Raw genomic sequence first — 14,571 nt, forward strand, 5'->3', positions numbered from 1 at the left:
CCGGCCGCGTTTGATAGACGCTGCGCCGGGGCTTTCCTTACACCATAGACTCCAGCAGCGCCAGCCCGGCCGGCCACGGCCCGTAGCCGCTGGCCGTGTTGATGTGGCCGGCTTCGCCAATGTCGACCAGCTCGCTGCCCCAGGCCTCGGCAAACTGTCGGGCGCGGGCGGGTGTCACCCATTCATCGTTCTGGCTGAACACGACTTTGCTCGGAAACGGCAGCCGGGCCAGCGGCATGGGGCCGAAGCCGGTGGTGGGAAAGGCGGCATAGTGCGCGGTTTCCACGTCGCTGGGCGCTACCAGCAGCGCGCCTTTGATGCGGTGGCCGTACTGCTCGGCCCAGTGCGCCACCGTGACGCAGCCCAAGCTGTGGGCTACCAGCACCACCTGGCTCAGGTCTTCGCCGTCGAGGGCGTCTTCGAGGCGGGCCACCCATTCGGCGCGGTCGGGCACGTCCCACTCGCGCTGCTCGATGCGCGTAAAATCCGGCTGCGTGCGCTCGAAATACGTTTGCCAATGGTCGGGCCCCGAGCTGCCGAGGCCGGGCACGATGAAGACGCGAGTGTTTTCCTGCATGCCCAAAAGTAACCCGCCTGCCTGCTTTCCCATGAAAATACTCACCGCCGCCCAAACCCGCCAGCTCGACCAGGCCACCCTGCGCGAGCAACACCTGCTTTCGCCCGAGCTGATGGAGCGCGCCGCCACGGCTTTTGTGAAGTGGTTCAGCAGTCGTTTCGCGCCGGCCGAGGCGGGCGAAATCCTGCTGCTCTGCGGCCCGGGCAACAACGGCGGCGACGGCCTCGCGGCGGCGCGCCTGCTGCAGCGCGCCGGCTACCGCCTACGCGTGGCCCTGCTGCCGACCGAGAAGCAGTCGGCCGACTGGCAGCACAACCGCCACATGCTGCCAAATTCGGTGCCCGTAGTCGAAATCGGCCCGGCGCGCCTACCGAAAATCGACCCCAGCCAGCTGGTAATTGATGCCCTGTTTGGCACCGGCCTGAGCCGGCCGCTCGCGGGCCTGGCAGCCAAAGTCGTGCAGCACCTCAACCAAGCGCAGGCCCGTGTGGTAGCCATCGACCTGCCCAGCGGCCTGTTCGCCGATGCGCCTCAGCCGGTCGATAGCGCCGTGGTGCGGGCGCAGCACACCGTGAGTTTCGGCCTGCCCAAGCTGGCGTTCCTGCTGCCGCAGAATGCTGAACTGGTGGGCGAATGGCAGGTAATGGACATTGGCCTGAGCGCCAATTTTATTGCCGAAGCAGTTACGCCTTGGCATTACACCGATGCTGCTACCGTGGCCGGCCAGCTGCCGCCGCGCCCCAAGTTCAGCCACAAGGGCACGTTTGGGCACGCGCTGCTGCTGGCCGGCAGCCGGGGCAAGATGGGCGCGGCCGTGCTCTCGGCGGGGGCCTGCCTGCGCAGCGGCGTGGGGCTGCTCACGGCCCACATCCCCGGCTGCGGCTACGACATCTTCCAAATCAGCCAGCCCGAAGCCATGTGCCTGACCGACAAGCAGGCCGATTTCATCAGCGAGTTGCCGGAGCTGAAACCTTATCAGGCCGTCGCCATCGGCCCGGGCCTGGGCCAGCAGCCGGCCAGCCTCGCCGTGCTGCGCCAGCTGCTGAAAGCGGCCGCCAAGCCGCTCGACAAAACCGGCCAGCCCCTGCCCCTCGTCATCGACGCCGACGCGCTGAACCTGCTCGGCAGCCACCGCGCCCTGTTGAAGCAGCTGCCCGAAAACACCGTGCTCACCCCCCACCCCAAGGAGTTTGAGCGCCTCACCGAGCCCGCTCGCGACGACTACCACCGCCTGGAGCTGCTGCGCGACTTCGCCACCGAGCACCGCTGCCTGGTGGTGCTAAAAGGGGCCTACACCTGCCTGGCCACGCCTACCGGCGAGCTGCACTTCAACAGCACCGGCAACGCCGGCATGGCCACCGGCGGCAGCGGCGACGTGCTCACGGGCGTGCTGCTGGCCCTGCGCGCCCACGCCCAGCTGCCGGCCTTCGAGGCGGTGCGGCTGGGCGTGTACGCCCACGGCCGGGCCGGCGACCTGGCCGCCGCGCTCACCGGAATGGCCGGGCTGGTGGCGGGCGATATCGTGCGCCACCTCGGCCCGGCGCTGGCGGAGGTGTAGGGGCGGGGCTTGCCCCCGCCCGGACGTTTGTTTGACCTCAACGACTCTGTTCAATGGCGGGCGGGGGCAAGCCCCGCCCCTACTCATTCAAAACTGCCAAAAATGCGGCCACGTCGCCGGTTAGCAGCGGGGCGAACCGGGTGATTTTTTCGATGGGCCAGTCCCACCACGCCAGGGCCAGCAGGCGGGCCACGGTATCGGCATCGAAGCGCATGCGGATGATGCGGGCAGGGTTGCCGCCCACAATGGCGTAGGGCGGCACGTCGCGCGTGACCACGGCGCAAGCCCCGACGATGGCTCCGTCGCCAATCGTCACGCCCGGCATGATGGTGGCCCGGTAGCCAATCCAGACATCATTGCCCACCACGGTATCGCCTTTGTTGGGGTAGGTTTTGCCGGCCATCGCCCCGGCCCAGTCGCCGCCGAACACGGCAAACGGGTAGGCGCTCACGGCCTCGGCCAGGTGGTTAGCACCGTTCATGATGAACTCGACGCCCGAAGCCAACATGCAGAATTTGCCGATGCGTAGGTGGTCGCCGGTGAAATCGAACAGGTAGCGCACGCGCCGCTGGAAGTTGGCAACGTCCTCAAAATCGTCGTAATACGTGTAGTCGCCCACGGTAATCTGCGGGTGGTTGACCACGTTTTTCAGGAAGCACAGCCGCTCGTAGCCGGCCAGTGGAAACACGGTAGAGGGGTCGACGACGGCCATAGAGAAAAGGAAAAGGCAGGAATGACGCGGGCCGAAAATAGCTTTCGGCGGCTTCTCGGCCTTACCGCCCAATCAAATACAGCACGGCCGGCACCAGCAGCACGCCATCGGCCAGCAGGGCGAAAAAGTAGTCGGAGCGCCGCTCCTCGGCCAGCAGGATAACGGCGGCTGCGGCCAGCGCCGTGAGGCCCAGGCCCAGCGGTGGCACGCCGCGCTCGTAGCCCAGCGTCATGGCGGCGGCCAGGAAGGCCAGCGCGGCGGCTTTGGCTCCGCCCACGCCCAGCACCAGCGGGAAGGTGCGCGTGCCCGCCGCCCGGTCGCGGCTCAGGTCCCGAATGTCGAACACGATGGTGAGGGCCAGCACCAGCATGAAGCGCTGCGCCAGCAGGCCCAGCGCCTCGGCCAGCGGGCGGTGCAGGGCCAGGGCAGGCAGGCCCACGGTAATGGCCGACCACACGCCCGCAATCAGAAAGCCCTTCAGCAGCGGCACTTCGCGCACGGCCCGGCGCTGCCCCTGCCAGCGCACCAGCGGCCACGAGTACAGCAGCGCCAGCCCCGTGAGCGGCAGCAGCGCCGGCAGGAAATGCCACCAGCCATCGGCCAGAAAAAAGTAGCCCGCCGCCAGCGCCGCCACGCCGGCCAGCGCCGCCAGCGCCCGGCGGTGCCGCTGCTGCCAGGCCTTGCGCCCCGAGCCGGCCGCCGGCTGCCGGTGCTTGAAGGGCAGCACGGCATCGAGATTATACACTAAAAGCGTGGCGGCAAACACCAGCGCCACCACGCGGCCATTCACGCCGCCATCGGCCGGGGGCCAACGCCGGAACGAGGCCGCCGTTTGCACCGCCGCCGCGCCGGCCAGCCACGCACTGCTGAACAGCACGGCATCGAGCAGCCGCTGCCCGAAGCGGCGGCCACCTTCAGGAGCGGCGAAAGAGGCGGGAGAATCCACGAAGCGAAGGTAGAAGCGGATGGCCGTTGGGTGGGCTTAAAACGAGTACCCCGAAATTTCACTTCGGGCCGTTGGAACGTCAACCGTTCGCGTGGGCCGAAATAAAATTCCGGGGTACTCGGGTACTCGGGCCGGTAGCTATTTCGCCGCGCGGTCGCCGAAGGTTTCTTCGTACAGTTTGATGCTGTCGTTGATGATGCGGTAGGCGTCTTCCTTGCCCATGAAGCGCTCCACGGTCACGTGCTTGTTGTGCTCCAGGGCCTTGTAGTCCTCGAAAAAGCGCTGCATTTCGAGCAGCGTGTGCGGGGGCAGGTCCGAGATGTCGTTGTAGTGGTTCACCGAAATGTCGTGGGCGGCCACGGCGATGATTTTATCGTCCTCCTCGTCCTGGTCCACCATCTGCATCACGCCGATGACTTTGGCTTCCACGAGACACATGGGCACAATATCGACCGAGCAGAGCACCAGAATATCGAGCGGGTCCTTGTCGTCGCAATACGTTTGCGGAATGAAGCCGTAGGCGGCCGGGTAGTGCACGGCCGAGAACAGCACGCGGTCGAGCTTCAGCAGGCCGCTCTCTTTGTCGAGCTCGTACTTGCCTTTGCTGCCTTTCGGAATTTCGATGATAGACTGAACGACGGTGGGGGTTTCGTCGCCGCGCGACACGTCGTGCCAGGGGTTAAAATGGGTCATAAGCGGGGTAAACAACCGGCTACTTGACGGTTGGGTTGGTCAAAATTACAAGCAGATGCCTGGAGTTTGGTTATAAAAAGTACGAACGTCGTGCAAAGCGCCCGCCGTGCCGCACGTAGCGAAGCCCGACCGGCGGCGTTTTGTTTTACCGGCCCAGCACCTCGCGCAGCGGCACGCCCGAGCAGCCGCTGGGCTCCTGAATGTGCAGAAACTGCGCAATGGTGGGCGCAATGTCGGTGATGCGCGCGGCGGCCGACGAGGCGCCGTGCTTCACGCCCCATCCCCAGAACAGCAGCGGCACGTGCGTGTCGTAGGCCCCGGCCGAACCGTGGGTGGTGCCCTTCACCACGGGGTAGGCGTAGGCTTCGAGCCAGCCGGGGGCCAGCACCGTGAGCACATCGCCCGAGCGCGGCGCGAAAAAGCCGTTTTCCTGGTACATGCCCAGGCCCTCGCTCCAGTGGGCGCGCTGCAGGTCGAGGGCGGTGAGGGCCTGCGTGACGCCGGGCAGCGTGAGCAGGGCGGCGGCCACGGCCGCCTGGGCCTGGCCGAGGTCAATATTTTTCGTTTTGAGCAGCGGGCGGTTCAGGTACACCTGCTGGTTTTCGTAGCTCAGCACCCACTGGCCGGGGCCATACTGCCGGGTGAGGGCGCGCTGCACCGAGTCGCGCATGATGCCGGGGCCCACGCCGCCGCCGGGCAGCCGGTGGGCCTGGTTGAAGCCCACGGCGTGGGCGGCGGCGTGGTCGGCGGTGAGGAACACCAGCGTCTGGCCGCGGCCCACCTGCTGGTCGAGGGCCGCGAAGAGGCGGGCCAGCTCGCGGTCAAGGCGCAGGTAGGTGTCTTCGGCCTCGATGGAATTGGGCCCGAACTGGTGGCCCACGTAGTCGGTGCAGCTGTAGCTGATGGCCAGAAAGTCGGTGATGCTGCGCTGGCCCAACTGCTCCTGCCGCAGGATTTCGAGGGCGAAATCGGTGGTGAGCGAGTTGCCGAACGGCGTGCTGCGGATGAGGTCGAGGTTCTGGGTGGGGGCCTGCGGGTTCTTGGCATCGCCCGAGTTCTTGAGGGCAGGCTGCACCGAGGCGGGCGCGCCGGCCGAGAGCGTGGGCAAATCGTGCGGAAACACCGGCTTGCTTTCGCCCTTGAACGCGGCCTCCCAGGGCACGTCGTCGGCCGAACTTTCGGTGTACTCGGCAATGGGCAGCAGCGTGTTCCAGGGCTGGGCCAGGTAGCCGGCGGCGTGGCCGGCGGCATTAAACTTGGCCACCCACTCGGGCAGGGCCGCCTGGTAGAAGGTGCTGCTGATGAATGCGCCGTTGGTGCCGTCGTACCAATACGCGGCGGTGGCCGCGTGGCCGGCCGGCAGAATGCTGCCCCGGTCCTTCATGCTGATGCCAATGGTTTTGGCCTGGAAATTTGTGGCCAGCCGCAGCTCGTCGGTGATGGTGGTGCTGAGCAGGTGGCGCGGCGACATCTGGCCGGCCGCCGCGGTGCCGCCCACGGCCTGCACGGTTTTGTCCTCCGTCACGTAGGTGCCCTTGCCGGTTTCGCGCTCAAACCAGTTGTTGCCGATGATGCCGTGCACGGCCGGCGTGGTGCCCGTGTACACGCTGGCGTGGCCGGGGCCGGTGTAGGTGGGCACGTAGTTGTAGTGGCAGCTTTCGTAGCTGAAGCCCTCGCCCAGCAGGCGCCGAAAGCCGCCGGCCGGGTACTTGGCCCAGTAGCGGTAAATGTAGTCGTAGCGCATCTGGTCGACCACGATGCCCACCACCAGCTTGGGGCGCGGCACCGGCTTTTCGGGCTTGGCCGCCAGCGTGGGCAGGGCCAGTAAAGCCAGGGCAAGTAGTTTTTTCATAAGTCAGCAAAAGAGCAAAAGCCCGGCAAAGATACCGCCGCTCTTCCGCCGGCCTGCGTAGGCAAGGTTATGAAACCAACCCTCATCTTCGACATGGACGGCGTCCTCGTCGACAACACGCCCGTGCAGGCCCGCGCCTTCCAGCTCCTGTTCCGCGACCTTGGCCTGACCACCAACGCCCGCCAGCTGCTCCGGCGCCTCAACGGCATGCCCGCCGGCGACATCATCCAAAGCGTTTTCCGCCATTCCATCCCCCAAAAGCAGCTCGATATTTATGCCGAGCAGCGCGAGTTTCTCTACCGCACGCTGTACTGGAGCAAGCGCCGCGCGCTGCCGGGCCTCGTGGCTTTTCTGAAATCGGCCCGCGCCGAGGGCTTCAACATCGGCCTCGGCACCGGCTCGGGCGGCCCCACGCTCAGCTATATCCTCGACCATCTCGACCTGCGCCAATACTTCGACGTCATCATCGGCAAAGACGACGTGCCCAATGGCAAGCCCCACCCCGATACCTACTCCCTCACAGCCGCCAAACTGGGCGCCAAGCCCGAAAGCTGCATCGTATTCGAAGATGCGCTGCTGGGCGAGCAGGCGGCCTACCGTGCCGGCATGCGCTGCGTGGCCGTGGCCACCACCCTGCCGGGCAAGGCATTTCAGGCCCCGCTCGCCGTCATTAAGGATTTCACCGAGCTCACCCCGGCCCGCCTGCTGGAGCTGCTGGCGCAACAGCCCGAAGCGCCCCGGCCGCAGAAGCGGCGCGTTTAGCGGCTAGCCTCTGCCATTGCTTGACGGGCTCCCTCGGCAGCGGCGGCCATTGTGGGGTAGAGCACAGTGGGTAGCACGTCGGCCAGGCCGGTGGCGGCGCTCTCGCGCTGGTAGCGCTGGGTGGCCAACTGGCCAAAAACCGTTTCGGCGGGCACTACGCTCACTTCGCGCAAGCCGGCGGCCACGGCCCGGGGGTTAAAGTCGTTGACCAGCCACTCCTGCACTTCGGTGGGAATGGCCCCCATGCGGCGCACGTCGGCCACCAGGCCCCAGGGGCGGGCGGGCGTGGCGTGGTCTTCGAGGTAGCGCAGGGCCGTGTTCTGCAAGGCCAGAAACTCGGTACGGTTGGCAAAGCCAAACCACTGAATGATAACGCACGGCACGGCTTCGTCGAGCAATACGCGGCCGTAGGGTTCGGAGAAAATTTCGGTATCGGGCATCAGGCAAACGGATAGGCCGGCGCGGGCCGGGAGCGTGCTTATTTATTTATACAGCCAGGGTGGCCAGGTAGGTATGGGCGGCCAGCTCGTCGGCAAAATACGCATAGTGCGTGAATGCCGGGGCCTGCAAACGCAGTTGCCCAACGGCCGGCCCCACCCCGGTGCTGGCCGGCAGCAGCAGCGCCTTGAAGATGCGTGGCGGCTGCGGCACCACCCGCGCAAACCAGTAGCGCTGCAGCCAGTCAAGGGCCTCGTCGCTGAAAACGGGCAGTTGGCGCACGTCGGCCAGCAGTCCGTTCCACCGGCGGGCCAGCAGTAGCGCCCCGGTTTCGGTAACCAACTCAGCCAACGACTCCACGGGCCAGGGGCCGGGCGCAAAACGCAGCACCGCGTAGCCGGCCGGGTGGGCGGCCAGGCAGCCGGCGGCGTTGGCAAACACAAGGGTTGGGTCAGGAATTGTCATACGCCCAGACAGTTAATTGCCGAACCTACGACCTGCTGCCTTTACAGGCTTGCGCTGCCCGCCCAGCGCCGGCTCCTGCCCGACCAACGCTCCGCCATTCCCCGCGGATGGGCATTCGTTTCACCTCCGCCACAATGCCCCCGTTAGCGCAGTAGCACCGCCATCTATTTGCCCAGCAGGCCGCGGGTTGGTTTATTCCCCGGCTTCCCGGCCGCCTGAGAAGCCGCCGCTGCACAGCAATTCCGGTCCTCACTGGAGTAGATTTGTCCATGCGCAATGTGTACCTCCTTAGCTTACTGCTGGCCGCAGCCGCGCCGGCTCTGGCCCAAACCGCCCCCACTCCCACCCCGGCCGGCCCGCTGGCCCCGCTCACCGTCGACAAAATCATGCGCGACCCGGCGCAGTGGCTCGGCACCTCCCCGTCCGGGGTGTACTGGGGCGAAGACGGCCGCCACATCTATTTCAACTGGAACCCGACTAAGCAGCGGCGCGACTCGCTGTACCAGGTAGCGCCCACCGGCACCGCCGCACCGCAGAAGGTGAGCCAGCGCGAGCAACGCGTCCTGCCCACCAACGGCGGCGAGTACGATGCCAAGTACGCCCGCAAAGTGTACGAGCGCGACGGCGACATTTACCTGCTGGACCTGAAAACGCAGAAAATCCGGCGCGTGACCAACACCGCCGAGCGCGAAACCAGCCCCTCGTTTGCCCTGCTCGATAAGGTGGTGAGCTACGTGCGCGCCCAGAACCTGTACACCTGGGACCCCGCCACCGGCGAAACCGCCCAGCGCACCGACTTTCGCAAAGGCCCCAAGCCGGCCAGCCCCCTACCCACCGACAAAGCCGAGCGCTACCTGCGCGCCCAGCAACTGGCCTTGTTCGACGTAGTGCGCCTGCGCGACCAGGACCGGCTGGCCCGCGAGCGCCAGCAAAAGGCCCTGGCCCGGCTGCGCCCCAAGGCCATTTACCTGGGCACGCAATCAGTTGACAACCTGCAGCTCAGCCCCGACGGCCGCTACGTGACCTACACGCTGGGCCAGGAGCCCACGGCCGCCAAGGTGGCGCTGGTGCCGAGCTACGTCACAGCCTCGGGCTTCACCGAAGATATTTCGAGCCGCACCAAAGTAGGCGCGGCTCAAACAGCCTACGAGCTGGGCATCTACGACCTGGCCCGCGACACCACCTTCGTGCTGGGCTATTCGGAACTGAAGGGGCTGGATGAGCTGCCGGCCTACCGCAAGGAGTACCAATTGCCCGCTAAAGCACCCGTGGCCGCCGACTCGGCTAAAGCGAAAGCCGCCGCGGCCGCCAAAGCCAAGAAGCCCGAGCTGCGCCGCGTGCAGCCCTTCGGGCCGTTCTGGTCGGATGATGGGCAACGGGCTTTCCTGGTGATGCGCACCGCCGACAACAAGGACCGGTGGCTGGTGGGACTGGACCCGGCCACGCAGAAAATCAAGCTGCTTGACCGCCAGCACGACGATGCCTGGGTGAACGGCCCGGGCATTGGCTACGGCGCGGGCAACGTGGGCTGGCTGCCCGACAACCGCCGCGTGTGGTTCCAGAGCGAGGAAACCGGCTACAGCCACCTCTACGCCGTGGACGCCACCACCGGCCAGAAGCAGGCCCTGACCAGCGGCAAGTTCGAAATCCAGAGCGCCCAGCTCAGCCGCGACCGCCGCACCTGGTACCTCACCGCCAATGCCACGCACCCCGGCGAACAGCACTTCTACCACCTACCCCTGAACGGCGGCAAGCTGGAGCAAATTACCACCCGGCCCGGCGCGCACGAAGTCACGGTATCGCCCGACGGCCGCACGCTGGCCGTGCGCTACAGCTACACCAACAAGCCCTGGGAACTGTTTGTGATGGACAACAAGCCCGGTGCGAAGATGCGCCAACTCACCCACAGCACCACGCCCGAGTTCGAGAGCTACCCGTGGCGCGACCCCGAAATCATCACCATCAAAGCTCGCGACGGGGCCGACGTGTACGCCCGCCTCTACCGCCCGGCCCAGCCCGTAGCCCAGGGCCCGGCCGTGATATTCGTGCATGGGGCCGGCTACCTCCAGAATGCCCACAAGTGGTGGAGCACCTACTTCCGCGAGTACATGTTCCACAACCTGCTGGTGGAGAAGGGCTACACGGTGCTCGATATCGACTACCGCGGCTCGGCCGGCTACGGGCGCGACGTGCGCACGGGCATCTACCGCTACATGGGCGGCAAGGACCTTACCGACCAGCTCGACGGGGCCAAGCTGCTGACGGACAAGTATGGCGTGAGCCCGCAGCGCCTGGGCATCTACGGGGGCTCCTACGGCGGCTTCATCACGCTCATGGCCATGTTCACGCAGCCTGACGTGTTCAAGGCGGGCGCGGCCCTGCGCTCGGTGACCGACTGGGCCCACTACAACCACGGCTACACCGACAACATCCTCAACGAGCCCTACAACGATTCCATCGCCTACGCCCGCTCGTCGCCCATCAACTACGCCAACGGCCTCAAAGGTGCCCTACTCATGTGCCACGGCATGGTCGACACCAACGTGCATTTCCAAGACATTGTGCGCCTCTCGCAGCGCCTCATCGAGCTCAAAAAGGAAAACTGGGAGCTGGCCGTGTACCCCGTCGAAGACCACGGCTTCATCGAGCCTTCCTCTTGGACCGATGAGTACAAGCGCATCCTCAAGCTCTTCGAAACCAACCTGAAGCCGGCGGGCGAGAAGGGTGGTATTGGGCAGTAGGGCTCGGGTATGGGGTAGGCAAAAGGGCTAGCCGCGTTGGCTAGCCCTTTTTATTAGGTGGCATTGCATGTAGGGGCGGGGCCTGCCCCCGCCCGGCGTTGAATGGCCACGATGCAACGGTGCGAACGGGCGGGCGGGGGCAGGCCCCGCCCCTACCTCGGCCGGTGTTAATCCCAATTTACTTCACCTCCGGCGTCACGCCCATGTTGGCGTAGCAGAAGCTCCACACGTCGGCCCACTCGTCAATCTGCAGCTTGGTGCTTTTGCCCGCGCCGTGGCCGGCGTTCACGTCCACGCGAATGAGTGTGGGGTTGGAGCCGGTGTTGGCGGCCTGCAGGGCGGCGGCAAACTTGAAGGAGTGCGCCGGCACCACGCGGTCGTCGTGGTCGGCGGTGGTGATGAGCGTGGCGGGGTAGGCGGCCGGCTTCAGGTTGTGCAGGGGCGAGAAGCGGCGCAGGTTTTCGAACTGCTTCTGGTCGGCCGAGGTGCCGTACTCAGGGGCCCAGTTCCAGCCGATGGTGAATGTCTGGTAGCGCAGCATGTCCATCACGCCTACGGCGGGCAGGGCCACTTTGCACAGGTCGGGGCGCTGCGTCATGGTGGCGCCCACCAGCAGGCCGCCGTTCGAGCCGCCCGCGATGGCGAGGTGGTCGTAGTCGGTGTACTTGTTGGTTTTGAGGTAGTCGGCGGCGGCAATGAAGTCGTCGAACACGTTCTGCTTGTTGGGCGTCATGCCGGCTTTGTGCCAGGCCTCGCCGTACTCGCCGCCGCCGCGCAGGTTCGGAATGGCCAGCACGCCGCCGTTTTCGAGCCACAGCATGCGCGCTACCGAGAAGCCCGGCGTGAGCGAGATATTGAAGCCACCGTAAGCATACAGGTAAGTCGGGTTCTTGCCGTTCAGCTCCACCCCTTTCTTATGCACAATGAACATAGGAATCTTCGTGCCGTCCTTGCTCGGGTAGAACACCTGCGTGGTCACGTAGTCCTGCGGGTTCATGTCAACCTTCGGCGCGCGGAACACCGTGCTGGTGTTGGTGGCCAGGTCGTACTTATAAATAGTGGTCGGGTAGGTGAACGAGGTGAAGGCGTAATACACCGATTTGGCATCGCGCCGGCCGCCGAAGCCGCTGGCCGTGCCGATGGCCGGCAGCTTCACGTCGTGCTCGAACTTGCCGAGCTCCGAATACACTTTCACCTGCGAGCTGGCGTCGTTTAGGTAATCGGCAATCAGCTTGCCGCCCACCTGCGTCACGCTTTCGAGCTTGTTCTTGCTTTCGGGCAGCACATCGTGCCAGTTGGCTTCGGCGGGCTTCTTCGGGTCGATGCGGACCACGCGGAAGTTGGGGGCCTTGTAGTTGGTGTACACCAGCACCTCGCCGCCCACGTTGCCAATCACGCTGTTGTTGTCTTCGTAGCTGGCAATCAGTGTAGTCCAGGTGTTGGTCTGCTTGGGGTCGGTGAGGTCGCGCACGCGCAACTGGTTGCCATCGGCCTTGCCATCGGTCAGGCTCAGCACCAGAAACCGCTCGTCTTCAGTCGCATTGGCGAAGCGGAAACCCAGCGCCATTTTGGGGTCCTCATACACCAGCTTGTCGGCGCTCTGCGGCGTGTTCAGCTGGTGGAAATACACCTTATGGAACTCGTTTTTGCCCGACAGGCCGTTCTGGCCGGCCTTGGGCGCGTCGTAGCGGCCGTAGTAGAAACCGTTCTTCGTCCACGACGTGCCCGACACCTTCACCCATTCCAGGGTTTCGGGCAGAAGCTTGTTGGTCTTCAGGTCCAGTATCTGCACCTTGTGCCAGTCGGAGCCGCCGCCGCTGGTGGCGTAGGCCAGGTAGCGGTGGTCGTTGCTGAACTCGGTGCCGGCCAGGGCCGTGGTGCCGTCGGCCGAGAACTTGTTGGGGTCGAGCAGCACCTGCGGCTCGCCGCTGCCGCGCTGGCGATACAGCACGGCCTGGTTCTGCAAGCCATCGTTCTTGCTGAACACCAGCTCCTCCCCCACTTGCTCGGGCACGCCAAACCGCTCGTAGTTCCAGATTTTCGTCAGCCGCTGCCGAATCTTGTCCCGGAACGGAATCTGGTCTAAATAGCCGAATGTCACCTTGTTCTCGGCTGTCACCCACTGCTTGGTATCGGGCGCGTCGAGGGCTTCGAGCCAGCGGTAGGGGTCGGGCACCTTGGTACCGAAGTACGTGTCGACGTGGTCGACTTTGCGGGTTACGGGGTATTTCACGGGTGGCAGGGGGTCAGGCAGCTCCAGCCCGGCTTTGCGGCTGGGCTCGGCGGTTTCGGGGATGGTGGTTTCGGTCACGGGGCGGTGGTTGGGCAGCGTGTTGCGGTCGTTGGGCGCGGTGGCGCGGCAGGCGGTGGCGGCGGCCAGCACCAGCACAACAGGTAAAGCAGCTTTCATGGTTATGGCGAAGGGTGGTTTGTTGTGGTTATTCGTGGGTGTAGGGGCGGGCAACTAATCCATCTGCACATCATCCGCCACCTGCCCGGTCGCGGGTGCGTCCGGCAAAGGTGCGGGTGCCGCCGTCGGCGTTGCAGCCGCGCCCGTTGCCTCGGCCACCAGCTCGGGCAGGTTGGCGCGCAGCCAGCGCAGCTCCTCGTCCACGCGCTGGCTCACCAGCCGCTCCACTTCCAGCCGCTGGGCCGGGCTGAGGCGGTCGAGGGCCGGCGTGGCGGCGGGTTCGGGCGCGCCGGCCAGCACCAGCGCTTCGGCGCGCTTGAGGCGGGCGGCCGAGTCGGCCACGGCGGCGCTGGTTTCGGCGGCGGCGGCCTGGGCGGCGGTGGCAGCCTGCTTGGCTTCCAAGGTTTCGCGGCGCTGCTGGCGGCGCCACTGGCCCAGCGTCACGCGCAGCATGATGTACAGCACCAGACTCAGAATGCCCAGAATCAGCGCCAGCGGCGCGGCGAAGCGGTTCAGCAGGCTTTCGGTGCCGGCGGCGGGGCTGGCATTAGGATTGGTGCCGGCTGCATCGCGCTCGGCGGCGGCCTGTGCTTCAGCGGCTTCGGCGGGGCCGGGTGCGCCGGGGGCAGTGGCCGCTACGGCGGTATCGGCTTTTTCGGGGGCCATGGCGGCCGAGACTTCGCCCATCGGCGTGCCCGAGGTGACGTAGTTGGTGAGGGCCGTTTCGAGGGCGGCCACGCGGGCCATGCGGGCGGGGTCTTTGCGGCGGGCGGGCGAGCCTTTCAGCTTGTTCACAATGGCTTTGGCCAGCGCCGCGAGCCGGGCCGGGTTGTCCTTCTTGCCCTGGTAAATGGCGCCCCGGCCCTCAATGGGCTGGTACAGCAGGCTGTACACCCGCAGGCTGTCGGGCCGGATGCTGGCGGCCAGCGCGTCGAGGTTGCCGCCCTCGCAGCGCACGGTGCTTTTCAGGTTGGGCCGGCCGGCGTCGTCGTACACGAAACGCACCGTGGCACACCACATCTGCACCTTGCTCTCGTCGAGCGAGGGCTGGCCGAGGGGCGTTTGGGCGCGGGCAGTGAACAAGACGAGGGCCAGCAGAACGGCCAGAACGGAACGGGAAATCATAAGCAGCGCGATTTTACCGGAAAAGTACGGGTTTGGGCGCTATTTATTATGGGTTTGGTGCTACGGGCAGTTAATCACGTTGAAGAGGGGCTTTACCCAAGTTCCTTACCGAATGGAGAGAGGAGTCAGAGCGAATAGGCTCCACTGCTCCGACTACGGCGTGCGCCGCTTCGAGGGGCAGGGGCGGCGGCTACCGAAGTAACCGGAATGGTGGCCAGAGGTGGAGAATATAGCATAGTGCGTTAAGCCTTTATGTAAGCTGTCTGACACCAGCTTGAATGAGCTAAAAGCG

12 protein-coding genes are annotated in these 14,571 nt (G+C 65.8%); 3 read left to right on the plus strand and 9 right to left on the minus strand.

Annotation, left to right across the window (positions count from 1 at the left end; genetic code table 11):
* Positions 1-37: 37 nt before the first annotated feature.
* Complete coding sequence (locus tag MON38_RS12055; RefSeq protein ID WP_241936420.1) at positions 38-577, minus strand: RBBP9/YdeN family alpha/beta hydrolase; 540 nt, start codon at positions 575-577, stop codon at positions 38-40.
* Positions 578-608: 31 nt separating this feature from the next.
* Between MON38_RS12055 and MON38_RS12060 the strand changes: the two genes are divergently transcribed.
* On the plus strand, positions 609-2,135 hold the full coding sequence (locus MON38_RS12060; protein WP_241936421.1) for an NAD(P)H-hydrate dehydratase: 1,527 nt from the start codon (positions 609-611) through the stop codon (positions 2,133-2,135).
* Positions 2,136-2,214: 79 nt separating this feature from the next.
* Here the strand turns inward: MON38_RS12060 and MON38_RS12065 are convergent, their stop codons facing one another.
* The 4 genes from MON38_RS12065 to pafA all read right to left on the minus strand — a co-directional run bounded on the left by MON38_RS12065 (position 2,215) and on the right by pafA (position 6,338).
* Positions 2,215-2,847, minus strand: coding sequence for a CatB-related O-acetyltransferase (locus tag MON38_RS12065; protein WP_241936422.1), 633 nt, complete (start codon positions 2,845-2,847; stop codon positions 2,215-2,217).
* Positions 2,848-2,908: 61 nt separating this feature from the next.
* Positions 2,909-3,793 carry a UbiA prenyltransferase family protein gene (locus MON38_RS12070; protein ID WP_241936423.1) on the minus strand — a complete coding sequence of 295 codons (885 nt, stop codon included), beginning with the start codon at positions 3,791-3,793 and terminating at the stop codon, positions 2,909-2,911.
* A gap of 138 nt (positions 3,794-3,931) precedes the next feature.
* Positions 3,932-4,486, minus strand: a complete 555-nt coding sequence (locus tag MON38_RS12075; protein ID WP_241936424.1) for an inorganic diphosphatase — start codon at positions 4,484-4,486, stop codon at positions 3,932-3,934.
* A 145-nt stretch (positions 4,487-4,631) separates the two neighbouring features.
* Positions 4,632-6,338, minus strand: a complete 1,707-nt coding sequence (gene pafA, locus MON38_RS12080; RefSeq protein ID WP_241936425.1) for an alkaline phosphatase PafA — start codon at positions 6,336-6,338, stop codon at positions 4,632-4,634.
* A 69-nt stretch (positions 6,339-6,407) separates the two neighbouring features.
* Here pafA and MON38_RS12085 point away from each other — a divergent pair, with 69 nt between their 5' ends.
* Entirely contained in the window at positions 6,408-7,100 is a 693-nt protein-coding gene (locus tag MON38_RS12085) for an HAD family hydrolase (RefSeq protein WP_241936426.1), read from the plus strand.
* Here the strand turns inward: MON38_RS12085 and MON38_RS12090 are convergent.
* Together MON38_RS12090 and MON38_RS12095 are read right to left on the minus strand one after the other, a co-directional pair.
* On the minus strand, positions 7,097-7,540 hold the full coding sequence (locus tag MON38_RS12090; RefSeq protein WP_241936427.1) for a hypothetical protein: 444 nt from the start codon (positions 7,538-7,540) through the stop codon (positions 7,097-7,099). The two genes, MON38_RS12085 and MON38_RS12090, sit on opposite strands and share 4 nt — an antisense overlap.
* Positions 7,541-7,586: 46 nt before the next feature.
* Positions 7,587-8,003 carry a hypothetical protein gene (locus tag MON38_RS12095; RefSeq protein WP_241936428.1) on the minus strand — a complete coding sequence of 139 codons (417 nt, stop codon included), beginning with the start codon at positions 8,001-8,003 and terminating at the stop codon, positions 7,587-7,589.
* A gap of 269 nt (positions 8,004-8,272) precedes the next feature.
* Here MON38_RS12095 and MON38_RS12100 point away from each other — a divergent pair, with 269 nt between their 5' ends.
* Positions 8,273-10,744 (plus strand): S9 family peptidase, encoded by a 2,472-nt coding sequence (locus MON38_RS12100; protein ID WP_241936832.1) that lies wholly within the window; start codon positions 8,273-8,275, stop codon positions 10,742-10,744.
* Between the two features lie 178 nt (positions 10,745-10,922).
* On the opposite strand, the gene MON38_RS12105 is transcribed toward MON38_RS12100, so the two are convergent.
* Both MON38_RS12105 and MON38_RS12110 read right to left on the minus strand, forming a co-directional pair.
* The gene (locus tag MON38_RS12105) at positions 10,923-13,154 is read right to left on the minus strand and encodes a prolyl oligopeptidase family serine peptidase (RefSeq protein ID WP_241936429.1); all 2,232 of its coding nucleotides are present in this window, start codon (positions 13,152-13,154) and stop codon (positions 10,923-10,925) included.
* 54 nt (positions 13,155-13,208) lie between these two features.
* Positions 13,209-14,279: a hypothetical protein gene (locus MON38_RS12110; protein WP_241936430.1), complete on the minus strand. Its 1,071-nt coding sequence runs from the start codon at positions 14,277-14,279 to the stop codon at positions 13,209-13,211.
* Between the last annotated feature and the right edge of the window lie 292 nt (positions 14,280-14,571).

It is taken from the genome of Hymenobacter cyanobacteriorum (assembly GCF_022631375.1).
GTDB lineage: Bacteria > Bacteroidota > Bacteroidia > Cytophagales > Hymenobacteraceae > Hymenobacter > Hymenobacter cyanobacteriorum.